The sequence below is a fragment of the Albimonas sp. genome (assembly GCF_055129145.1).
Window position 1 is genome coordinate 1 of record NZ_JBSRTQ010000082.1, and the last position, 21,219, is coordinate 21,219.

The following is a 21,219-nucleotide window of genomic DNA, read 5'->3' on the forward strand; positions in this document are numbered from 1 at the left end:
CCGCGCCCGTGGCGCCCATGCCCGTGGTCATCTCCACCGCGCCCGACGCGCCCGGCGCCGTCGCCTCCGCCGCCGCCACCCGGCGCGGCTTCCTGCTGGTGGCGCTCGGCGTCATGGTCTTCATCCCCGACGCGCTGGTCATGCGCCTCGTCGACATCGACGCCTTCGCCATGGCCGTCTGCCGCGGCGTCTTCGGCGGGTTGGTGATGACCGCCGGCTGCCTCGTCTCCTACGGCCGCGGCCTGCCCGCCGCGATGCGCGCGCTCGGCCCCTGGGGGATCGCCCTGGCGGGGCTGGAGGCCGCGTCCACCGTGCTCTTCTGCCTCTCCATCGCCTGGACCACGGTCGCCAACGCCATGCTGGCCTTCGCCGCCACCCCGATGCTCGCCGCCCTGATCGCGCGCGTGGCGCTGGGGGAGCGGATCCCCGCCCAGACCGTCTGCGCCATCGCCGCCACCGTCGCCGGGCTCTGCCTCGTCGCCGTCGGAGCCTGGTCCGAGGGCGGGCTCAGCGCCATCGGGGTCGCGGCCGGGCTCGGCTCCGCGCTCACCATCGCGCTCTTCTTCGTGCTGTTGCGCGTGCTGAAGGCCAATTCGGCGACCCCGGTGATCGGCCCGGGCTGGCTGCTCGGCGCGCTCATCGCCCTGCCCTTCGCGACGTTCGAGCCGATGACGACCGGCCAGTGGATCGGCGCCTTCGCGACGGGCGGCGTGATCCTGCCGCTCGCCATCACGCTCGTCGCCTGGGGCTCGCGCTGCCTGCCGGCCGCCGAAACCTCGATGATGACCCTGCTCGAGGTCGTGGCCGGCCCGGTGCTGGTCTGGGCGGTGCTGGGCGAGTTCCCCGGCCAATGGACGCTCGCCGGCGGCGCGGTGGTGCTGGCCGCGCTGGCGCTGCATTCAATGTGGCGACTGCGCGGCGGGGCAGCGCGGGCGGCCGCCGCGTGAGGGCCCGCGCGCTCTGGCGCGAGGGCGCGGCGCGCGGCAGGATCGGCGTCCGTCGCCGCCTCAGGAGCCCGAGATGAAAGCCCATACCCCGCCCGAGATCCGCCCGCCCTTCGCCCATTATTCCCACGGGATCGAGGTCGCGTCCGGCGCAAGGCTGCTCTTCGCCTCCGGCCAGCTCGGCCTCGACCCCGACGACAGCCTGCCCGAGGGCGCGGAGGCGCAGGCCGAGCGCGCCTTCGCCAATCTCGACGCGGTGCTCGCCTCCGCCGGCATGACCCGAGCCAACGTCGCCCGGCTCAACAGCTTCGTCACGGCGCGCGAGCATATGGCCGGCTACATGGCCGCGCGCGACCGCTGGGTGGCGGGGCTGGACCCGGCCCCGGCCTCGACCCTGGTCATCGTCGCGGGCTTCACCCGGCCCGAATTCGTGGTCGAGATCGAGATGACCGCGGCGCAGGAGCCGTGACGCGAACGCCCGCCCCAGGATAGGGGCGGGCGCTTCAAGATCAGCCTGGAAAGGATTGAACCGGCTCAGAAATGCAGGGCGCGCCCGTAGGCGGAGAGCACGCTTTCGTGCATCATCTCCGACAGGGTCGGATGCGGGAACACCGTCTCCATCAGTTCGGCCTCGGTGGTCTCCAGCGTCTTGCCCACCACGTAACCCTGGATCAGCTCGGTGACTTCCGCGCCAACCATGTGGGCGCCGAGCAGCTCGCCGGTCTTCGCGTCGAAGATGGTCTTGATCATCCCCTCCGGCTCGCCCAGCGCGATGGCCTTGCCGTTGCCGATGAAGGGGAAGCGCCCGACCTTGATCTCGTGCCCGGCCGCTTTCGCCTTGGCCTCGGTCAGCCCGACCGAGGCGATCTGCGGGTGGCAATAGGTGCAGCCGGCGATGGAGGTGGCGGGCGTCGCGTGGGCGTTCCGGCCTGCGATTAGCTCGGCCACCATCACGCCCTCATGGCTCGCCTTGTGCGCCAGCCAGGGCGCGCCGGCGATGTCGCCGATGGCCCAGAGGCCCGGAACCCCGGTGCGGCATTCCTTGTCGGTGACCACATGGGTCCGGTCGATCTCGACCCCGGCCTCCTCCAGCCCCAGCCCCTCGACATTGCCCACGATGCCCACGGCGGAGATCACGGTATCGACCTCCAGCGTCTCGGTCTTCCCGTCCGCCTCGATATGGGCGACGACCTTGCCTTTGGATTTTTCGAGCTTGGCGACCTTGGCGCCGGCGCGGATCTTCATTCCCTGTTTTTCGAAGGATTTCCGGGCGAAAGCGGCGATTTCCTCATCCTCGACGGGAAGAATGCGGTCCATCACCTCGACCACGGTCGTATCGGCGCCCATTGTATTGAAAAAGCTCGCGAATTCGATGCCGATGGCGCCGGAGCCGATGACCAGCAGTTTTTTCGGCATCCGCGGCGGGTTGAGCGCATCCATATAGGACCAGACCTGGTCGCCGTCCCGCTCCAGCCCCGGCAGTTCGCGGGCCCGGGCGCCGGTGGCGAGGATGATGTCCTTGCCCGTCAGCACCCGCTCGCCCTTGTCGGTCTTGACCGAAACCTTCCCCTTGCCGGCGAGCTTGGCGGTCCCCATCACCACCTCGATCTTGTTCTTCTTCATCAGGTGGCCGATGCCCGAGACCAGCTGGGCGGAGACCTTGCGCGACCGCTTCACCACCGCGGGCAAGTCGAAATCGACGGCCTCGGCCGACAGCCCGAACTCCTTCGCCCGGTGCATCAGATGAAACACCTCGGCCGAGCGCAGCAGCGCCTTGGTCGGGATGCAGCCCCAGTTGAGGCAGATGCCGCCGAGGTGCTCGCGCTCCACCACCACGGTCTTGAGGCCGAGCTGCGCGGCCCGGATCGCGGCGACATAGCCGCCGGGGCCTGCGCCGATCACGACGACGTCGAAATTGTCCGTGGCCATGGGCTGTCTCTCCCGTCCGGTTGCGTCGATCCCTTGCGCATTTACCCCACGGCGAGGGCGCGCGGGAAGCGAAAGCGTCGCAAGCATGTTGCGAAATGGGCCGCGGGCGGGACGTTTCGGGTCCCGGCGCGGGTCAGGTTCGGGCGCGCCCGGCTTCGATGCGGCGCACTTCGGTCATGTATCCGCCTCCCTCCATCCAGGCGCGCTCCTCGTCGGTGCTGGCCCTGCCCAGCGCGTCGTTGCGATACGGAAACCGGCCGAAACGGGCGATGACGGCGCGATGCGCCTCGGCGTGCAGGCCCCGGATGAGGGTCGGCGGGCCCATGCGGGTATGGGCGAGATGCACGGCGAAGTCCTGGTCGGCGGGCGCTTCGGAATGCATGAACGGCAGGTAGATGAAGTTCCGCGTCTCCACCGGCGTCGCAAGGTCATGCCCCGCCGCCATCGCCATGCGCGCCACTCGCCGGGCACGGGCGTCGGTGGCGAAGCTCAGCGGCGAGCCGCGGAACATGTTGCGCGGGAACTGGTCGATCAGGATCAGCAGGGCGAGCACGCCCGCCGGATCCGCCCGCCAATGGTCGAAGGCCCCGCCCCGCGCCGCGCGCCAGCTGCGCAGATATTTGCGCCGGATCCGCGCGTCCAACGCCTCCCCCCCGCCGAACCAGCCGGGGGGACCGACCTTGTTCAGCCAGAAGTCTACGATCTCGGGCGCGGTGGCGATCATGGGGGCCTGTCCTCGGCTGCCGGGGGAGGTCAGCATGGGGGGCGGGGGGCGCAGGTCAAGACCTGCCCGCCCCTCCGGCCCGTCAGCGGCCCGCCGGCCTCGGCCCGTCCTCGTCGCCGGCTTCGGCCTCGGCGGCGGCGAACACGCCGGCTTCCGCCTGCGCCTCCGCCGCAGCTTCGGCCTGGGCCTCGCGCACCGCCTCGATCACCGCGGTCCGCTCCTCGGCGTATTCGAGCGCGAGGTCGGCGCCGACCGGGGTGATCCCGGGCGCGACCGGCATGTGAACCGCGGTATCCTCCACCGCGACGCCGGCGCGGCGGGTCATGCGCCAGGCGGCGTAGGCGGCGATGGCCCCGAACATCGAGGCGAGGAAGCCGAAGAAGGCCCAGGCCCCGAATTGCGACATCAGCGCCCCGACCGCGAGCGGCCCGCCGACCGCGCCGACCCCGTTGAGGAACAAAAGCCCCCCGGAGGCCGCGGCGCGCTGATCGGGCGCGAGATAGTCGTTGGTATGCGAGACCAGCAGCGAATAGAGGGGGTTGGCGATGCCGCCGACCACCGCCGACATGGCCAGCACCACCACCACATAGGCCTCCGCGAAAATCCCGATCACCCCGGCGACCGTGCCGATCGAGGTCATGATCAGGATCAGCCGCCGACGATCCATCCGGTCCGACAACCAGCCGAACGGGTATTGGGAGATCAGCCCCCCCACATAGATCAGCGCCACGAAGGCCGAGATCTCGGACACCGTGAAGCCGCGCTCGGTCCCGTAGACCGCCGACATGCCGAAGATCGCCGAGAACACCGCGCCCAGAAACACCGTGCCCACGAAGCCCAGCGGCGAGGCGCGGAACAGCGCGCCTAGGCTCATCAGCTTGGTGGCCTGGTGCACCGGCGCGGGCGAGACCGACAGCAGGATCGGCGCGAAGCTGAGCGACACCGCCACCGAGATCAGCACGAAGAGGTCGTAGCCCCCCGGATCGGCGACGTTGAGCAGCCCCTGCGCCATCACCACGCCCAGCATCTGGGTGATCATGTAGAGCGACAGCGCCTTGCCGCGGGTCTCGTTGGTGGAGCTGTCGTTCAGCCAGCTTTCGGCGACCACGTAGACGGCGGCGAAGCAGGCCCCCACCAGGATCCGCATCAGCCCCCAGGCCCAGACATTGGGAAAGGCCGCGTAAAGCACGAAGACCGCCGAGATGATCGAGCCCATGGCCGCGAAGACCCGCACATGGCCGACCCGCCGGATCATCTCGGGCGCCGCGCGCGACGACACCAGGAAGCCCAGGAAATAGCCGGACATGACGATCGACATCTCGGTGGCCGAAAATCCCTCGATGTTGCCGCGGATGCCGAGCAGGGACGCCTGCATGCCGTTGCCGAGCATCAGCAGCAGCATGCCGAACAGCAGCGCCCAGGTGTTGGAAAGCAGAGCGAACATAAGTCCCCCTCGTCACGGCGTCGTCTTGAGCGACGCGCGGAGCTTTTTTCGGATGGGGACTCGTCCCTCGGATCGGGGCGGACCCTGCCTGCGCGTGGCCACCGGGTCGCGGTCTTAAACGACGTTTCGCGTCGGTTTCGTTAACCGCGGCTGCGGCATTCCCGCCTTGAAGGGCCGGCCGCCGCCTGCGCCGGCGTCAGCCCTTGCCGTAAAGCACGTCGGCGCGCGCCTCGAAAGCGCGCACGATCCGTTGCATCGCCTCGTTGAACACCACGCCGATCAGCTTCTGCAGCACGATCGAGCGGAACTCGAAATCCACGAAGAAGTCGACCTCGCAGCCGCCATCCTCGCGCGGGGTGAAGGTCCAGTGGTTGTTGAGATAGCGGAACGGCCCGTCCAGATAGGCGACGTCGATGCGCCGGTCGTCGGGGAAGAGCGTGACCCGGCTGCCGAATTTCTCGCGGAACACCTTGAACGAGATCACCAGATCCGCATCCAGCACCTCCGACCCGTCGGGCTGGGGCGTGCGGGCGCGAATGCGCGCGGCCGAGCACCAGGGCAGGAACTCGGAATAGGACGGCACATCGGCGATCAGGGCGTACATCTGATCGGCGCTGTAGGGCATCGTGCGTTTTTCGGCATGCGTGGGCATGGGCAATCCCTATCGTCCGCCCTCGGGCCGCGAAGGGGGGCCAATCGTCGCGGCCGGCCCTGCGGGACAAGCTTCGCCGCGCGGCCTATCCTGCGGCCCATGTGAGGCTGAGGGGGAGACGCGCGATGTGCGCCGCAGACGCGACCGCGACGGGAGGCTCCGCCGGGGGCGAAGGCTTCGGGGGCGAGGTCGGTGGCAAGAGCCGGACCGAGGGGCCGCTGATCGGTCCCGACGGGCGGCCTTACGTGATCGACCGGCTGATCTCCGCCAAGTCCATCGCCGCGCGGGTGGAGGCGCTGGCCCACGAGATCGAAGGCCATTACGCCGGCACCGAGAAGCTGGTGGTGGTGGGCCTGCTGCGCGGGTCGTTCGTGTTCATCGCCGACATCGCCCGCGAGATCCGGCTGCCGATGGAGATCGATTTCATGGAGGCGTCCTCCTACGGCTCGTCCATGGAATCCTCGCGCGAGGTACGCATCCTCAAGGATCTGCGCGGCGAGATCGAGGGGCGCGACGTGCTGGTGGTCGAGGACATCGTCGACACCGGCTTCACCCTGCACCACGTGCTGCACATGCTGCGCGCCCGCAAGCCGCGGCGGCTCGAGGTCTGCGCCCTGCTCGACAAGCCGACCCGGCGCGAGGCGGAGGTGGACGTGCGCTTCACCGGCTTCACCATCCCCGACGAGTTCGTGGTCGGCTACGGCATCGACTACGCCCAGCGGAACCGCAACCTGAGCTATATCGGCAAGGTGCGCTTCGTCTGAGACGGGCGTCTCACGGGCGGGTCGGGGCAACGGCGGGTTTGCACCCGCCCTACGAGCGCTTGCAGGGCGGGTGCAAACCCGCCGCACTCCTCCTCCGGCATGGCGCCGCTTTAATCCAGCGCCGCCAACGCCGCCCTGACCCGGGCTTGCGCCCGGCCCGCCTCGCCCGGCAACCCAAGCTCGGCATAGACCCCGGCCAGCGCGCGGTTTGAGGGGACGGACATCGGCTCGTATCCCCGCCGCCGCTCCAATGCCTGCTGCGCCGCGACCAGGCGGCCGCCGCGGATCAGGGCATCGAGCCAGAGCTGTTCGAAGAGGTCGCGCTGGGCATGACTGCCCCCCGTCTCCCACAGCCGCGGCAGGGCGAGGCCGAGCCGGTCGGCCGCGCGGCCCCAGTCGCCCGCTTCATGGGCGACGAGGCCCTCCGCCGCAGGCAGCACGACCTCGGCCCAGACGGCGCGATCCTGCGCCGGCTGTTCGGCGCGGGCGCGGAATCCGTCCATCATTGCGGCGACCGCCTGCGCGCGGCCTGACCGGGCGAGACCGTAGAGATATTGCAGGCTCAGAAACCCGTTGACGAAATCGCCGGTGCGGGTCGCCAGATGCGCGCCCACATCCTCCCAGCGCGCGCCCAGGTCGACGCCCGCGATCTCCAGCCGCGCGAGCAGACTGACCGCGCCGATCTGGTCCTGCGAGTAGCTTTTTTCCAGACCCCAGCAGCGTTCGTCATAGGCCCGCAGCGCCGCGCCGAAATCGCCCTGGCTGATGGCGAAAAGCGCGAAGTGCCACCAGTTGTGGCTCAGCATGAAGGAATTCAGGTCGGTCCAGGTGCCCGCCATCTCCTCCAGAAACGCCCGGCCTTCCGCGATGCGCCCTTGGGTGAGGTGGATATGGGCGAGCGCGTGATGGGCCCACGGCTCCTTGCGCCGGATCGAGACAGCGCGCAAGGCGGCCGCCTCGGCCTCGGGCAGCATGTGGCACTGCTCGTAGCCGAAGGCGAGCATGCCGTGGACATGGGCGATGTCGGGCCTTGCGTCCGCGATCAGGTGGCCGACCGCGAGCATCCCCGGCGCGTCGCCGCGATTGAACTGATGGTATTGGGTGAATTTCGCGAGCGCGAGGTCGGAGGGATGCGCCGCCACCCCCTCGCGCCCCAGCCGGATCGCCCGGGTCATGTCGCCGTCGGCCCAGGCGGCGATGGCGGCCAGCGTGATCCGCTCCCGCTCCGTCGCCCGTGCGGCATGGGCCTCCGCGCGCTCCAGCCAGGGCCGGGCGAGGGCCGGGGCCTCGGGCGTCTCCAGGAACAGGTGCAACGCGCCGGCATAGGCGTTGGCGAGCGGGTTCTCCGGGTCGGCCTCGGCCGCGGCCACGATATTCGCCGCCTTGGTCTCGTAACCCACGAAACCCTCGACGAAATCCGAGAGTGCGACAGCCGTCTCATCGCTCTCGGCGGTGATGGGGTTTCCGGCCCAGTCCTGGCGCATGGCGTTCTCCCGGTCTGCGTCGGGCGAGGCTAGCGCGGGCGGGCGCGCGGGGCTAGAGATCGGGTCATGGAATGGCGCGACGAAGGGCTGCTGCTGTCCGTGCGCAGGCATGGCGAGGGAGCGGCGATCCTCGATATCTTCACGGCCGAGCACGGGCGCCATTCCGGGATCGCGCCCGGCGGAGGCTCGCGTCGCATGGCGCCCCTGCTGCAGCCCGGCGCGCAGCTTGCGGTGGAATGGAAGGCGCGGCTCGAAGGCCATATGGGCGCCTGGAGGCCCGAGCCGATCCGCTCGCGCGCCGGCGCGATCATGTCCGAGCGCAAGGCGCTGGCGGCGATGGGGGCGCTGTCGGCGCTGCTCGGCTTCCTGCCGGAGCGGCAGCCCCATCCCGCCCTCTACGCCCGCACCGTGACGCTGGCCGATGCGCTGGGCGCGGACCCGGACTGGCCGGCGCTTTACGCGTTGTGGGAGCTGAGCCTGCTGGACGAGCTGGGGTTCGGGCTCGACCTCACCTCCTGCGCCGCGACCGGGGCGACGGAGGATCTGGTGTGGATCTCGCCGCGCTCCGGCCGCGCGGTGAGCCGGGAGGCGGGAGCGCCCTATGCCGACAGGTTGATCCCCCTGCCCGGCCTCTTCCTCGGCCGGGCCGAGACGGCGCCCGAGGACATCGCGACCGCCCTGCGCGCCACCGGCCATTTCCTGCGCCATCACGCCGCCGCCGCCTTCGGGCGCGACGGTCCGCCGGAGGCGCGTGAGCGGCTGGCCGCCCTTTTCGGCGCCTGAGACGGTCGTCTCACCGCCCCCGCGTCGCGATTTCCGCCGCGATGGTCGTGGGGGGTGGTGTATCCGGCCCCCGCCCGCGCTAGGTGTGCGCGCAGGACGCGCTGAAGGAGCAGGCATGACCGACGAACCCCTGGTGATCTTCACCCCCTCGGGCCGACGCGGCCGCTTTCCGGCCGGCACCCCAGTGCTGACCGCGGCGCGAGCGCTGGGGGTGGATCTGGATTCCGTCTGCGGCGGGCGGGGCATCTGCTCGCGCTGCCAGATCCAGCCGGCTTACGGGGCCTTCGACAAGCACGGCGTCGTCTCCGCCCCCGGCGCGCTGACCGAATGGAACGCGGTCGAGCAGCGCTACAAGGACAAGCGCGGCCTGATCGACGGCCGCCGGCTCGGCTGCCAGGCCCGGATCGAGGCGGACGTGGTCATCGACGTGCCCCCCGAATCCCAGGTGCATCGCCAGATCGTGCGCAAGCGCGCCGAGGCCCGCGCCATCACCCTCGATCCCGCCGTCCGGCTGCATTTCGTCGAGGTGGCCGAGCCCGACATGCACCACCCCTCCGGCGATTTCGAACGTCTGCGCGCGGCGCTTTCCGGGCAGTGGGGGGTGGAGGGCCCGACCATCGCCCTGCCCATTCTCCAGCGCCTGCAAAAAGTCCTGCGCGAGGGCGAGTGGAACGTCACCGTCGCCGTCCACACGCCGCGCGAGGGCGCGGTTCCGCGGATCCTCGACCTGTGGCCCGGGCTGCGCGAACGCCCGGTATGGGGGGCGGCCATCGACCTCGGCTCCACCACCATCGCCTGCCATCTGGCGGACCTGCAGACCGGGGAGCTCGGCGCGTCTTCCGGCGCGATGAACCCCCAGATCCGCTTCGGCGAGGATCTGATGTCGCGCGTCTCCTATTCGATGATGAACCCCGGCGGCGCCGCCGACATGACCCGCGTGGTGCGCGAGGCGCTGCGCGGCCTGCTCGCCGAAGTGGCGAAGGAGGCGGGGGCCGAGCCCGAGGACATTCTGGAAACCGTGATCGTGTGCAACCCGGTGATGCACCATCTGGCGCTCGGGATCGACCCGGTGGAGCTCGGCTGGGCCCCGTTCGCGCTGGCGACGTCGGATGCGGTGTCGCTGGATGCCGCGGAGCTCGGCCTCGCCATCCACCCCCAGGCCCGCGTGCATTTCCTGCCCTGCATCGCCGGCCATGTCGGGGCCGACGCCGCCGCGGTGGCCCTGTCGGAATCCCCCCAGACCTCCGAGGATCTGGTGCTGGTGGTCGATGTGGGCACCAACGCGGAAATCCTGCTGGGCGACAGGCATCGCGTGCTCGCCTGTTCGTCGCCCACCGGGCCGGCTTTCGAGGGCGCCCAGATCTCGTCCGGCCAGCGCGCCGCGGCGGGCGCCATCGAACGGGTGCGGATCGACCCCGCGACCCATGAGCCCCGCTTCCGGGTGATCGGCCAGGACATGTGGTCCGACGAGCCCGGTTTCGACGCCGCCGCGGTCACCGGCATCTGCGGGTCGGGGATCATCGAGGTGATCGCCGAGATGCGGCTCGCCGGGATCGTGGATCTGGACGGCGCGGTCGGCTCGCCCGACGCGGTGGGGTCCGCGCGCTGCATTCCCGACGGGCGCACCTTCTCCTACGTTCTGCACGATGCGACCGAGACCGGCGGGCCGCTGGTCACCGTCACCCAGGGCGATGTTCGGGCGATCCAGCTCGCCAAGGCGGCGCTGACCGCCGGCGCGCAGCTGCTGATGGACCGGATGGAGGTGACCACCGTCGACCGCGTGGTTCTGGCCGGCGCCTTCGGGGCCCATATCTCGCCGCTGCACGCATTGGTGCTGGGCATGATCCCCGATTGCCCGGTGGAGAAGGTGACCTCCGCCGGCAACGCGGCCGGCACCGGCGCCCGCATCGCGCTGCTCGACCGTGCGGCCCGGGCCGAGATCGAGCAGGTGGTCCGCCGCATCGAAAAGATCGAGACGGCGGTGGAGCCGAAATTCCAGGAGCATTTCGTGGACGCGATGGCTCTGCCCAACAAGACCATGCCCTATCCCGAGCTTCGAAAAGTCGCGACGATCCCCGACCTGAAATTCGAGACCTCCGGCGGCGGCGGGCGCGAGGGCGGGCGGCGGCGGAAAAGGAACTGAGACGACCGTCTCAGCTCCAGATCCACCAGACGGCAGGCCCCGCCACCGCCAGGACCAGCAGCTCCAGCGGCAGCCCCATGCGCCAGTAATCGGCGAAGCGATAGCCGCCGGGGCCCATGATGATGGTGTTGTTCTTGTGCCCGATCGGCGTGAGGAAGGCGCAGGAGGCCGCCACCGCCACCCCCATCAGGAACGGGTCCTCGGGCGCCCCGATGGCATGGGCGACGCCGAGGCCGATGGGCGCCGCGATCAGCGCCGTCGCCACGTTGTTGAGGAAATCCGACAGCGTCATCGTCACCAGCATCAGCACCATCAGCACCGCCCAGGCCGGCCAGCCGTCGGTCAGCCCGACGATGGCGCCCGCGATCAGCTCGGTGCCGCCCGACTGTTCCAGCGCGCCGGCCACCGGCACCAGGCAGGCGAGCAGCACGATGGCCTTCCATTCCACCGACTCGTAGACCTCGCGGCCCGAGACCAGCCCGCCCAGCGCATAGGCCCCGACGCAGCCCAGCAGCGCCACCGGCAGGCTGATCCAGCCCGCCACCGCCGCGCCCACCGCGACGAGGAAGGCGCCGGCGGCGAACAGCGCCTTTTCGCGCCGCAGCACCGGGGTTTCGCGGCCCGCCAGCGGCAGCGCGCCCAGCCAGGCCATCACGTCGGTCATCCGCTCCGGCGGCCCGACCAGCAGCAACACGTCGCCGGGGCGGATGGCGAGGCCACGCACCCGCTCGCGGAACCGCCGGCCCTGGCGGGAGACGCCGAGCAGCGCCACCCCCTGCCGGCTCAGCAGGCGCAGACCCGCGGCGCTGCGGCCCGAGACCCAGGCCCCTTCGGGCACGATGGCCTCGGCCAGCATCAGCCGGCCAGGAAGCGAGGCCTCGTGGCTCTCGTCGTCCTTCGCCGGGTGGCCGAGCCCGGCCGCGCCCATGAAGGCCTCGATGGCGGTCGGGTCGCCCTCGAGGATCATGACGTCGTCGGCGCGGATTTCCTCATGGCGGGAGAAGCCGGGGAGCCTTCGGTCTTTTCGGATCAATCCCAACAGGTTGACGTCATGTTCCTCGGCCAGTCCCGACAGGTCGGTCGGGGTCTTGCCGACGGCTTTCGCGCCCTCTGGGGCGCGGGCCTCCACGGTGTAGAGGCCGGTCTGGGGGGTGGAGGGGCGCAGGCCTTGGCCGTCGCGCACCGGGATCAGGCGCCAGCCGACGAGGGCGGTGAACAGGATGCCGACGGTGGCCACGATCAGGCCGACGGGGGCGAAATCGAACATGCCGTAGGGCGCGCCCAGCGTCTCGGCCCGGTACTGGGCGATGACGATGTTGGGCGGCGTGCCGATCAGGGTGATCATGCCGCCGAGGATGGTCGCGAAGCTGAGCGGCATCAGGGTGAGGGCCGGGGAGCGCTTGGCCTTTTCGGAGGTCTGCAGGTCCACGGTCATCAGCAGCGCCAGGGCGGCGACGTTGTTGATCACCGCCGAAAGCGCCGCGCCGACCGTCGAGATCAGCGCGATATGCAGCGCCAGGGGCCTGTCAGGCTTGGATATTTTTGAAGCGAGCAGCTCGACGGCGCCGGAATTCGTCAGCCCGCGCGAGACCACGAAGACCAGGGCGATGACCACCACAGCGGCATGTCCGAACCCCTCGAAGGCGGTCTCTTCGGGGACGAGGCCGGTGGCGACGCCGATGAAAAGGGCCGCGGCCGCGACCAGGTCGAAGCGCAGCCTGCCCCAGACCAGCAGCCCCAGAAATCCGCCCATCAGGGCGAACAATGCCGCCTGTTCCTCGGTCATCGGGGTCCCCTCGATCCATGCTGAGGGGCGCACGCTAACGCGCGCGATGTGGCGATGGAATGGCCCGCGCGGGGCCGATTTCAGGGGGGTGACAGGCGTGCACCGGGCGTGCACCGCGCGTATGCCAAGCGTTTTGGTCGGTTATTCGGGACGCGAGGGGGTCCGCATGGGCGCCCGGCTCAGGCTTCGAGCATCAGGACTGTGGGGCGGCCCGGGTGATGGCGGGTATGGGGGAGGGGCGCGGCCTCGGCCAGGCGGGTGCGGTCGATGAAGCCGGGCTGGTAGCGGTCGAGCAGACTGGACCCGGGGTCGGCGGCGCAGCCGGCGACGAGGGACGCGAGGATGAGGGCGGCGAGGATGCGCGGCATGACGATGCTCCCGGTTGTGGACGGGGGGAGTATCGGCGGCCCGGGTTAGAGCGAGGTTTTGGAAAGCGGTTTCAAGGAGATGAGGGGAATTGGTGAGGGTGGGGTTAAGCGTAGGGCGGGTGCGAACCCGCCGTTCGGGCGGTGGGGATCGGCACCCTACGGACTTGCTAATTCCAAAAATATCTGAAAAATAAATATATGTTCCGCCTAATTCTCCGGAAGTGAAATGTCAGAGCCCTCTCACCATTCTGCAAAGACTTGTTTTGTAATTTCACCAATTGGTGAAGAGGGTAGCGAAGATCGAAAGCATTCCGATCAGGTTCTGAGGCATATCATTAGGCCTGCGACTGAGGCGATGGGCTACATTTCAATTCGAGCAGACGAAATTGACAAGCCCGGACTAATCACTAGTCAAGTTATCCAGCATGTCGTAAATGATGATCTTGTCGTCGCGGACCTGACTGGGGCGAATCCTAACGTTTTTTATGAGCTTGCAATTAGACATACTATTAGAAAGCCGTTTATTCAATTAATTCAAAGAGGCGAGAAAATACCTTTCGACATAGCGCAGCAGCGAACAATCCAGTTTGATCGAAAAGACTTAGATAGTGTTGCAGCAGCAAGGGCAGCTATTGAGAGTCAGATTTCTGAGATTGAAGCGAATCCTGAGAGCGCTGAGAATCCAATTGGGACATCCTTAGAGCTTCAAAAACTCAAACTTAGCGAAAATCCGCAAGATCGAGAAATAGCCTTAATACTTGAGGAAGTTACAACTTTAAGGCGCCTGCTGCAGTCTGCGAATGAAGGCAGCATGGCGAGTATTAACTCGGAAAGTATTGAACGATTTGTATTTTCTGGAGCTAGGCGTGCATTTATGTCGCCCCAAGCCGACCGACGTATTCTGAAAGACTCCTCCCTTCATAACTTCGGCATGAAGCTTAGTGATAGGACCCTTCAACTTTATGTGGCAGCCGATCTGATAGCGAACGATTTGCCATGGGTTGCGGAATACATTCATGGATTCGCAATCAGCCATGGCGGTGATGACGTAGCCACATACAGGGGCATACGTAACTCTATCGAAGCGCTTCAAGCTATTACAGGAGAAAAGAGTCAAGAGTTTTCTAAGATTAGCGATCTTGTTGAGAAGCGAATCGCGGCTGCTATTTCAATTTTAGAGAACGCTGAGCCAATACCTTTTTGAGTCGCTCTAAAACTCCTCCACCGCCATAACCCCCTCCACCGCCTTGATCGCCCCGGCGATCTGCGGCGTGAGGGGGAAATTCCCCGGCAGGCGCATCTCGACCTCGCAGGGCAGATCCGGGGCCATCAGCACCAGGTTCACCGGGCCGCCCCTCGGCTTCGCGCCGCCGGCATAGGCGAGCCGCGCCTTCACCGCGCCCACCGCCTCGATGTCATTCAGAAACACCCGAAGACCCATGGTGGTCGTGCCCGACGCCACCGCCCGGTCGATGGGTTGGGCGGCGCGGAGCAACAGCTTGACCTCGCCCTCGGCGGCGGCCTCGGCCTCGACGGTGATGACGACGAGGGCGCCGGGGGTCAGGATCTCGCGGTATTGCTCGAGGGGCTCGGAAAAGCAGGTGGCCTCGAACTGGCCGGTGGGATCCGAAAAGCTGACGAAGGCGAAGCGGGAGCCGCGTGCGCTCTTGCGCTCCTGCCGGGCCACGACCACGCCGGCGAGCTTGGCGACGGCGCCGCCGCGGCCCGCGCGGGCGGCGAGCTCGGCATAGGGGATCACGCGCTGACGCTCCAGCGCGCCCTTGTAGTCGTCGAGCGGGTGGCCGGTGAGGTAGAAGCCCACCGCGTCATGCTCCTGCTGGAGCCGCTCGGCCGGCAGCCAGTCGTCGGTGCGCGAAAGACGGGGTTCGGGCAGCGCCTCGCCCCCCGCCTCGCCGAAGAGGGAGACCTGGGAGGAGGCCCGCTCGGCATGGACCGCGGCCGACCAGGCGACGAGGGCGTCGAGGCTTTCGAACACGCGCTTGCGATTGGGGTCGAGGTCGTCGAAGGCGCCGGCGCGGGCGAGCATTTCGAGCGGGCGCTTGCCGATCCTCTTCAGGTCGACGCGCGAGGCGACGTCGAAGACGGTGCGGAACGGGCCGTTGGCGCGCTCGGCCTCGATCAGGCGCATCGCCTCGGGGCCGACATTCTTGAGGGCGCCGAGCGCGTAGACCACGGCGCCGTCCTTGACGGTGAAGAGGGCGCAGGAGCGGTTGACGCAAGGCGGGATGGTCTCGATGCCCAGCCTGCGGACCTCGCGCTGGTAGATGCCGAGCTTGTCGGTGAGGTGGAGGTCGCAGTTCATCACGGCGGCCATGAACTCGACCGGGTGGTTGGCTTTCAGCCAGGCGGTCTGGTAGCTGACCAGCGCATAGGCGGCGGCGTGGGATTTGTTGAAGCCGTAGTTGGCGAATTTCTCGAGCAGCGCGAAGACTTCCTCGGCCTTCTTCTTGGGGACGCCGTTGTCCTTGGCGCCGTCGACGAATTTCGGGCGCTCGGCGTCCATCGCCTCCTTGATCTTCTTGCCCATCGCGCGGCGGAGCATGTCGGCGCCGCCCAGCGTGTAGCCCGCCATCTTGCGGGCGATCTCCATCACCTGCTCCTGGTAGACGATGATGCCCTGGGTTTCGTCGAGGATCGGGTCGACGAGGGGGTGGAGGAGGTCGCGGTCCTCGCGCCCGTTCTTGACGTTGCAGTATTTCGGGATGTTCTCCATCGGGCCGGGGCGGTAGAGCGCCACGAGCGCGATGATGTCCTCGATGCAGGTGGGGCGGAGACGGCGGAGCGCGTCGCGCATTCCGGACGATTCCACCTGGAAGACGGCGACGGTGTCGGCGGAGGCGTAGAGGTCGTAGCTGGCCTTGTCGTCGATGGGGATGCGGGTGATGTCGACCGAGACGCCGCGGAGCGCCAGCAGGTCGACGGCGCCCTGGATCACGGTCAGGGTCTTCAGGCCGAGGAAGTCGAATTTCACCAGACCTGCCTGCTCGACCCATTTCATGTTGAACTGGGTGGCGGGCATGTCGGAGCGGGGGTCGCGGTAGAGCGGCACCAGCTGATGCAGCGGACGGTCGCCGATCACCACGCCGGCGGCATGGGTGGAGGCGTTGCGGAGCAGGCCCTCGACCTTGGCGGCGTAGTCGAGCATCTCGGCGACGACGGGATGCTCGTCGGCCTCGGCGCGCAGGCGGGGTTCGTCCTTGAGGGCCTGGGTGATGGAGACGGGTTTGACCCCTTCCACCGGGATCATCTTCGAGAGGCGATCCGTCTGGCCGAAGGGCATCTGCAGGACGCGGCCGACGTCGCGGACCGCCGCCTTCGACAGCAAGGCGCCGAAGGTGATGATCTGGGCGACCTTGTCGCGGCCGTACTTGTCCTGGACGTAGCGGATGACCTCCTCGCGCCGGTCCATGCAGAAGTCGATGTCGAAGTCGGGCATCGACACGCGCTCGGGGTTCAGGAAGCGCTCGAACAGCAGCGAATAGCGCAGGGGATCGAGGTCGGTGATGGTCAGCGACCACGCCACCAGCGAGCCCGCGCCCGAGCCGCGGCCGGGGCCGACCGGGATGCCCTGATCCTTGGCCCATTTGATGAAGTCGGCGACGATCAGGAAGTAGCCCGGAAAGCCCATGTCCACGATCACGCCCAGCTCGAAGGCGAGGCGGGCTTCGTAGTCCTCGACGCTGGCGGCGAGGTCGTCGGTCTCGGCGAGGATGCGCAGGCGTTCGGCCAGCCCCTCGCGCGCCTGGCGGCGCAGCTCCTCGACCTCGTCGTCGGCGAAGCGCGGCAGGATCGGGTCGCGGGTGCGGGCGCGGAAGGCGCAGCGCCGCGCGATCTCGACGCTGTTGTCGATGGCTTCGGGGAGGTCCGCGAAGCGGGCGGCCATTTCGTCGGGCGACTTGAAATAGTGCTGGTCCGTCAGCCGGCGGCGGTTGTCCATCGACACATAGGCGCCCTCGGCGATGCAGATCAGCGCGTCATGGGCGTTGAACATGTCGGGCTTGTCGAAAAACACCTCGTTGGTCGCCACCAGCGGCAGGTCGCGGACGTAGGCCATGTCGACGAAGGCGGGTTCGGTCGCCTCCTGCGCGGCGGTGCGCGGCTCGGCGTCGCTCGGCCCGTGACGGTGGATCTCCATGTAGAGCCGGTCGGGGAAGGCGGCGGCGAGCGCGTCCAGCAGCGCCTCGGCCCGGTCGCGCTTGCCGTCGCGGATCAGCCGGCCGAGCGGGCCGTCGTCGCCCCCGGTCAGGCAGATCAGCCCGTCCGAATGGGCGGCGAGCTGGTCGGGGGTGAGCTGGGGGGCCTCGGCCTCGGCATCCAGGAAGGTGCGCGAGACCAGCTCCATGAGGTTGAGCCAGCCGGTCTCGTTCTGCACCAGAAGCACCACGCCGGCGGGATCGGGGGCGCGGGCGTCGGGACGCGGGGGGGCTGCGTAGCGGATCGCCATCTGGGCGCCGAGGATCGGCTGGATGCCGGCCTTGGCCGCGGTCTCCGAAAACTCCAGCGCCGCGAAGAGGTTGCCGGTGTCGGTGACGGCGACCGCGGGCATGTCGCGGGCGGCGCAGAGTTTCGGAAGCGCCTTGGGCTGGATCGCGCCCTCCAGCAGCGAATAGGCGGAGTGGAGGCGGAGGTGGATGAATCGCGGCTGGGTCATGGGCGCCAGGATAGGGGCGGCGGCGGGGGCTGGCGAGAGGGGGCGGGGCGTCGGGGGGGCGAGGCGCTTTTCGCCACACTCGTCACATCGACAGGCAGCTTGTAGCCTTCCCGTCGATCGCGCGTTGCGCGTCGCCCTGTCCTGCCGCCCCGGCCTGCGTCTTCGGGGCCGCGACCCGCAAAAAGGCCGCCCATGACCGGACCGAAGCCGAACCTGTTTCTGATAGGCGCCGCCAAGTCGGGGACGACCGCGCTGGCCACCTATATCTCCGAACACGCCGCCGGCTTCCTGCCCGCGGACAAGGAGCCGAGCTGGTTCTCCGACGATTATCGCCGGGGCGAGACCTATTACGTGATCCGCGACGACGCCGATTATCTGAAATTGTTCGAGGCGGCGGATCCGGCGCGGCATCGCGCGGTGCTGGACGCCTCGACCTCCTATCTGATGTCGCGGACCGCGGTGGCGAACATTCTGCGCTTCAATCCCGACGCCCGCTTCATGGCGCTGATCCGCGACCCGGTGGAGATCGCCGAGGCGTTTCATATGGAGCAGGTGTTCAACACCTTCGAGACCGAGCCCGATTTCGAGGCCGCCTGGCGGCTGCAGGAACCCCGGGCGGAAGGGCGCGCCCTGCCCCCGCGCTGCCCCGAGCCGAAGATCCTGCAATATCGGGAGATCGCCTCGATCGGCGCGCAGCTGGAACGCGCCGCGGCGCTGATCCCCGAGGGGCGGCTGCTGCTGCTGTTCCAGGAGGACATGAAGGCGGATGCGGGCTTGGTCTACCGTCAGGCGCTGGCCCATGCCGGGCTGGAGGATGACGGGCGCACGGTGTTCGAGCCGGTGGGCTCGGCGCATTTCAACCGGTTCCCGGGGCTGGCCGCGGTCTACCAGAACCCGCCTTCCTGGCTCGCCCCGGTGATCCGCGGCGCGAAGTCGGGGCTGCTGGCGCGCTTCGGACCGGGGGCGACCAAGGCGGTGAAGGGGCTGCTGATGCGCCGGGGCGAGCGGGCGCGGATGTCCGAGGCTTTCCGCGCCGAGCTGCGGGCGGCTTTCGCCGAGGACGTGGCCCGGATCTCGCGGCTCACCGGACGCGATCTCTCCCACTGGCGTTGATCGGGCCGGCGTCCTAGGGTTTCGCGAAACCATGGGAGGAATGCCGAATGGCGCTCTACGAAAAACGCACCTACAACGTCGCGGTCGGCCAGATGGGCACGGTCCTCAAGCTCTACAAGGAAGAGGGCTGGCCGGCGCTGGAGGCCGGCGGATTCTCGCACCGGGTGGCGGGGTATTTCGTCTCCGACACCGGGCCGCTGCATCAGCTGGTGCATCTGTGGAAATTCGAGGACGACGCCGACCGCCGCCGGCATTGGACGACGCTCTTCCAGGACGGGCCGTTCATGGCCTTCGCGGCGAAGCTGCGGCCGCTGCTGACCGCGCAGGAGGTGCAGCTGCTGACCCCCGCGCCCTGGGGAACGCATCCCTGAGCGATCCGGGGCGCCCCGGGGCGCCCCGGCCGCGGCGGGAATCGCGGCGGCCGGGGCGCAGGAAACGGCAGGGAAGGCAAGGGCTTCGCAATCATGCGTGCGCCAACGTTTTTTCGCGTTCGGTCCGTTGAATGTGAAATCCAACTGAACTATCATACGCATCTCGTGACGTGGCTGGGGAGCTCGTCACGTGCAGGTGAGCGGCGCCGATGCTTGGGGTTTAGAGCATCAAGCGCCAGCTCCCCGCTGTCGCGAGCAGGAATGGTCGGCCGACTTCAGGCTCGCGACAGCGCACCCCGGTTCCATCGAAGCGCGATTCGATCTGAAACCGACCGGCAGGCGCGGGAAGCGCAGGCGCTCGGGTTCCACGACGTCTGGAACCGCCGCCATGACGAACATGACCCGCATTCGCCGGCGGCGGAATTGATCCAGATCAACTTCCTCCGGGAAAATCACCTGCGCCGCAGGGTCACCTCGCCCGCCCGACGTCGCCGACCGGCGGGAGGCATGCGCGGGAAAGCGGATTTCGGAGGATCCCGGCAAGCGGCCAGATGACTTTGCGTAAGACGATCAAGGCCCGGGGCTCCGCCCGAAACGCTTTGACATGTCCGTGTTGCGGCGCCATATGCAGCGCAGCGTCGGCGACTGGATTCGCCTGGGGCAAGGGGCGGCGTGAAGCGCGGGCGGAGAGACATCCGCTCATGGGCCCTCCCCCGAGGACGCGACCAATCCAACGTTCCGATTCACGCGGGCCGTCCTTAACGGGCCCGTGCCCCGTCGCGCCTGCCATGGCTGCGACGGAGACGCGCCGCATGAAAGCGACACTGTGAAAGACTTCAATTCGTTCGACCTCGCCGCCCCGCTGCTCAAAGCGCTGGAGGAGGCGGGCTACACCGTTCCGACCCCGATCCAGGTTCAGGCGATCAAACCGGCGGCCGAGGGTCGCGACATCCTGGGCATCGCCCAGACCGGCACCGGCAAGACCGCGGCTTTCGCGCTGCCGCTGCTCGACCGCATCGCGCGCAACCGCATCGCCCGGCCCGGCCATTCGACCCGCGTGCTGGTGCTCGCGCCCACCCGTGAGCTCGCCAACCAGATCGCCGAGAGCTTCCGCACCTATGGCGCCCATATCCATATCAAGGTGGAGACGGTGTTCGGCGGCGTGCCGATCAATCGCCAGATCCGCGCGATGAAGGCCGGCGCCGACGTGCTGGTCGCCACCCCGGGCCGGCTGATGGACCTGATCGACCAGGGCGCGATGACCCTGTCGGCGGTCGAGGCGCTGGTGCTGGACGAGGCCGACCAGATGCTCGACCTCGGCTTCATCCATGCGCTGCGCAAGATCGTGCCGATGCTGCCCAAGGACCGGCAGACGCTGTTCTTCTCGGCCACCATGCCGAAGTCGATCGCGGAGCTCGCGTCCGTCTATCTGAAGAACCCGGTCAAGGTCTCGGTCGCGCCGCAGGCCACGACGGCCGAGCGGGTCGACCAGCGCCTGCATTTCCTGCGCCAGCACGACAAGCAGGCCCTGCTGAACCTGGTGCTGAAGCAGGAGGACTACGACCGCGTCCTGGTCTTCACCCGCACCAAGCATGGCGCCGACCGGGTGGTGAAGAACCTCGCCCGGGCGGATATCGAGGCCAAGGCGATCCACGGCAACAAGCGCCAGAACGAGCGGGAGCGGGTGCTGGACGCGTTCCGCAACGGCTCGCTGCGGGTGCTGGTGGCGACCGACATCGCGGCGCGCGGCGTCGACGTGCCGGGCGTGAGCCACGTGATCAACTACGAGATCCCCAATGTGCCGGAGCAGTATGTGCACCGGATCGGGCGGACGGCGCGGGCCGGCGCGGCGGGGCTCGCGATCAGCTTCGTGGCCGAGGACGAGCGGCCGTTCATGCGCGACATCGAGCGGGTGACGCGCCAGAAGGTGGCGAGCTCGCCGCTGCCCGAGGGGTTCATGGAGGAGATGGCCCGCGTGGCGGCGCTGCGTCCCGACCCCGCGACCGAGGAGCGTGAGGAGCGCGGCGCCGGCGGCGGTCGTC

The 21,219-nt window shown here is 68.6% G+C and carries 17 protein-coding genes; 9 read left to right on the plus strand and 8 right to left on the minus strand.

Annotation, left to right across the window (positions count from 1 at the left end; genetic code table 11):
- A partial coding sequence (locus ACTB72_RS13520) for a DMT family transporter (protein WP_463037524.1) occupies window positions 1-947 on the plus strand: 947 nt, incomplete at its 5' end.
- Window positions 948-1,020: 73 nt separating this feature from the next.
- Entirely contained in the window at window positions 1,021-1,413 is a 393-nt protein-coding gene (locus tag ACTB72_RS13525) for a RidA family protein (RefSeq protein ID WP_463037525.1), read from the plus strand.
- Between the two features lie 65 nt (window positions 1,414-1,478).
- On the opposite strand, the gene lpdA is transcribed toward ACTB72_RS13525, so the two are convergent.
- The 4 genes from lpdA to ACTB72_RS13545 all read right to left on the minus strand — a co-directional run bounded on the left by lpdA (window position 1,479) and on the right by ACTB72_RS13545 (window position 5,693).
- Window positions 1,479-2,873, minus strand: coding sequence for a dihydrolipoyl dehydrogenase (gene lpdA, locus ACTB72_RS13530; RefSeq protein WP_463037526.1), 1,395 nt, complete (start codon window positions 2,871-2,873; stop codon window positions 1,479-1,481).
- 133 nt (window positions 2,874-3,006) lie between these two features.
- Window positions 3,007-3,597, minus strand: a complete 591-nt coding sequence (locus ACTB72_RS13535) for a DUF924 family protein (RefSeq protein ID WP_463037527.1) — start codon at window positions 3,595-3,597, stop codon at window positions 3,007-3,009.
- Between the two features lie 82 nt (window positions 3,598-3,679).
- Complete coding sequence (locus ACTB72_RS13540; protein WP_463037528.1) at window positions 3,680-5,041, minus strand: MFS transporter; 1,362 nt, start codon at window positions 5,039-5,041, stop codon at window positions 3,680-3,682.
- Window positions 5,042-5,237: 196 nt separating this feature from the next.
- Window positions 5,238-5,693 carry a type II toxin-antitoxin system RatA family toxin gene (locus ACTB72_RS13545; RefSeq protein ID WP_463037529.1) on the minus strand — a complete coding sequence of 152 codons (456 nt, stop codon included), beginning with the start codon at window positions 5,691-5,693 and terminating at the stop codon, window positions 5,238-5,240.
- Between the two features lie 125 nt (window positions 5,694-5,818).
- Here ACTB72_RS13545 and hpt point away from each other — a divergent pair, with 125 nt between their 5' ends.
- Entirely contained in the window at window positions 5,819-6,457 is a 639-nt protein-coding gene (gene hpt / locus ACTB72_RS13550) for a hypoxanthine phosphoribosyltransferase (RefSeq protein ID WP_463037530.1), read from the plus strand.
- A 110-nt stretch (window positions 6,458-6,567) separates the two neighbouring features.
- On the opposite strand, the gene ACTB72_RS13555 is transcribed toward hpt, so the two are convergent.
- Window positions 6,568-7,941 (minus strand): tetratricopeptide repeat protein, encoded by a 1,374-nt coding sequence (locus ACTB72_RS13555; RefSeq protein ID WP_463037531.1) that lies wholly within the window; start codon window positions 7,939-7,941, stop codon window positions 6,568-6,570.
- Window positions 7,942-8,007: 66 nt separating this feature from the next.
- Here ACTB72_RS13555 and recO point away from each other — a divergent pair, with 66 nt between their 5' ends.
- A complete protein-coding gene (recO, locus tag ACTB72_RS13560) occupies window positions 8,008-8,724 on the plus strand; it encodes a DNA repair protein RecO (RefSeq protein ID WP_463037532.1) in 717 nt (238 codons plus the stop codon).
- A 115-nt stretch (window positions 8,725-8,839) separates the two neighbouring features.
- Window positions 8,840-10,867 (plus strand): ASKHA domain-containing protein, encoded by a 2,028-nt coding sequence (locus ACTB72_RS13565; protein ID WP_463037533.1) that lies wholly within the window; start codon window positions 8,840-8,842, stop codon window positions 10,865-10,867.
- A 10-nt stretch (window positions 10,868-10,877) separates the two neighbouring features.
- On the opposite strand, the gene ACTB72_RS13570 is transcribed toward ACTB72_RS13565, so the two are convergent.
- Both ACTB72_RS13570 and ACTB72_RS13575 read right to left on the minus strand, forming a co-directional pair.
- Window positions 10,878-12,653, minus strand: coding sequence for an SLC13 family permease (locus tag ACTB72_RS13570; protein ID WP_463037534.1), 1,776 nt, complete (start codon window positions 12,651-12,653; stop codon window positions 10,878-10,880).
- A gap of 179 nt (window positions 12,654-12,832) precedes the next feature.
- A complete protein-coding gene (locus ACTB72_RS13575) occupies window positions 12,833-13,021 on the minus strand; it encodes a hypothetical protein (RefSeq protein WP_463037535.1) in 189 nt (62 codons plus the stop codon).
- A 226-nt stretch (window positions 13,022-13,247) separates the two neighbouring features.
- Here ACTB72_RS13575 and ACTB72_RS13580 point away from each other — a divergent pair, with 226 nt between their 5' ends.
- On the plus strand, window positions 13,248-14,225 hold the full coding sequence (locus tag ACTB72_RS13580) for a hypothetical protein (RefSeq protein WP_463037536.1): 978 nt from the start codon (window positions 13,248-13,250) through the stop codon (window positions 14,223-14,225).
- 6 nt (window positions 14,226-14,231) lie between these two features.
- Here ACTB72_RS13580 and dnaE read toward each other — a convergent pair whose 3' ends face one another.
- Complete coding sequence (dnaE, locus tag ACTB72_RS13585) at window positions 14,232-17,693, minus strand: DNA polymerase III subunit alpha (RefSeq protein WP_463037537.1); 3,462 nt, start codon at window positions 17,691-17,693, stop codon at window positions 14,232-14,234.
- Between the two features lie 192 nt (window positions 17,694-17,885).
- Here dnaE and ACTB72_RS13590 point away from each other — a divergent pair, with 192 nt between their 5' ends.
- From ACTB72_RS13590 to ACTB72_RS13600, 3 genes are all read left to right on the plus strand, one after another.
- Window positions 17,886-18,806 carry a hypothetical protein gene (locus ACTB72_RS13590; RefSeq protein ID WP_463037538.1) on the plus strand — a complete coding sequence of 307 codons (921 nt, stop codon included), beginning with the start codon at window positions 17,886-17,888 and terminating at the stop codon, window positions 18,804-18,806.
- Window positions 18,807-18,853: 47 nt separating this feature from the next.
- Complete coding sequence (locus tag ACTB72_RS13595) at window positions 18,854-19,177, plus strand: NIPSNAP family protein (protein WP_463037539.1); 324 nt, start codon at window positions 18,854-18,856, stop codon at window positions 19,175-19,177.
- Window positions 19,178-20,003: 826 nt separating this feature from the next.
- Window positions 20,004-21,219, plus strand: a 1,216-nt coding sequence (locus ACTB72_RS13600) for a DEAD/DEAH box helicase (RefSeq protein WP_463037540.1), incomplete at its 3' end; no start/stop codon positions are given.

Excerpts from the sequence above, each read along its gene's own strand:
- ACTB72_RS13525 (WP_463037525.1), top strand. The coding sequence starts at position 1,021 with ATGAAAGCCCATACCCCGCCCGAGATCCGCCCGCCCTTCGCCCATTAT.
- lpdA (WP_463037526.1), bottom strand. The coding sequence starts at position 2,873 with ATGGCCACGGACAATTTCGACGTCGTCGTGATCGGCGCAGGCCCCGGC.
- ACTB72_RS13535 (WP_463037527.1), bottom strand. The coding sequence starts at position 3,597 with ATGATCGCCACCGCGCCCGAGATCGTAGACTTCTGGCTGAACAAGGTC.
- ACTB72_RS13540 (WP_463037528.1), bottom strand. The coding sequence starts at position 5,041 with ATGTTCGCTCTGCTTTCCAACACCTGGGCGCTGCTGTTCGGCATGCTG.
- ACTB72_RS13545 (WP_463037529.1), bottom strand. The coding sequence starts at position 5,693 with ATGCCCACGCATGCCGAAAAACGCACGATGCCCTACAGCGCCGATCAG.
- hpt (WP_463037530.1), top strand. The coding sequence starts at position 5,819 with ATGTGCGCCGCAGACGCGACCGCGACGGGAGGCTCCGCCGGGGGCGAA.
- ACTB72_RS13555 (WP_463037531.1), bottom strand. The coding sequence starts at position 7,941 with ATGCGCCAGGACTGGGCCGGAAACCCCATCACCGCCGAGAGCGATGAG.
- recO (WP_463037532.1), top strand. The coding sequence starts at position 8,008 with ATGGAATGGCGCGACGAAGGGCTGCTGCTGTCCGTGCGCAGGCATGGC.
- ACTB72_RS13565 (WP_463037533.1), top strand. The coding sequence starts at position 8,840 with ATGACCGACGAACCCCTGGTGATCTTCACCCCCTCGGGCCGACGCGGC.
- ACTB72_RS13570 (WP_463037534.1), bottom strand. The coding sequence starts at position 12,653 with ATGACCGAGGAACAGGCGGCATTGTTCGCCCTGATGGGCGGATTTCTG.
- ACTB72_RS13575 (WP_463037535.1), bottom strand. The coding sequence starts at position 13,021 with ATGCCGCGCATCCTCGCCGCCCTCATCCTCGCGTCCCTCGTCGCCGGC.
- ACTB72_RS13580 (WP_463037536.1), top strand. The coding sequence starts at position 13,248 with ATGTCAGAGCCCTCTCACCATTCTGCAAAGACTTGTTTTGTAATTTCA.
- dnaE (WP_463037537.1), bottom strand. The coding sequence starts at position 17,693 with ATGACCCAGCCGCGATTCATCCACCTCCGCCTCCACTCCGCCTATTCG.
- ACTB72_RS13590 (WP_463037538.1), top strand. The coding sequence starts at position 17,886 with ATGACCGGACCGAAGCCGAACCTGTTTCTGATAGGCGCCGCCAAGTCG.
- ACTB72_RS13595 (WP_463037539.1), top strand. The coding sequence starts at position 18,854 with ATGGCGCTCTACGAAAAACGCACCTACAACGTCGCGGTCGGCCAGATG.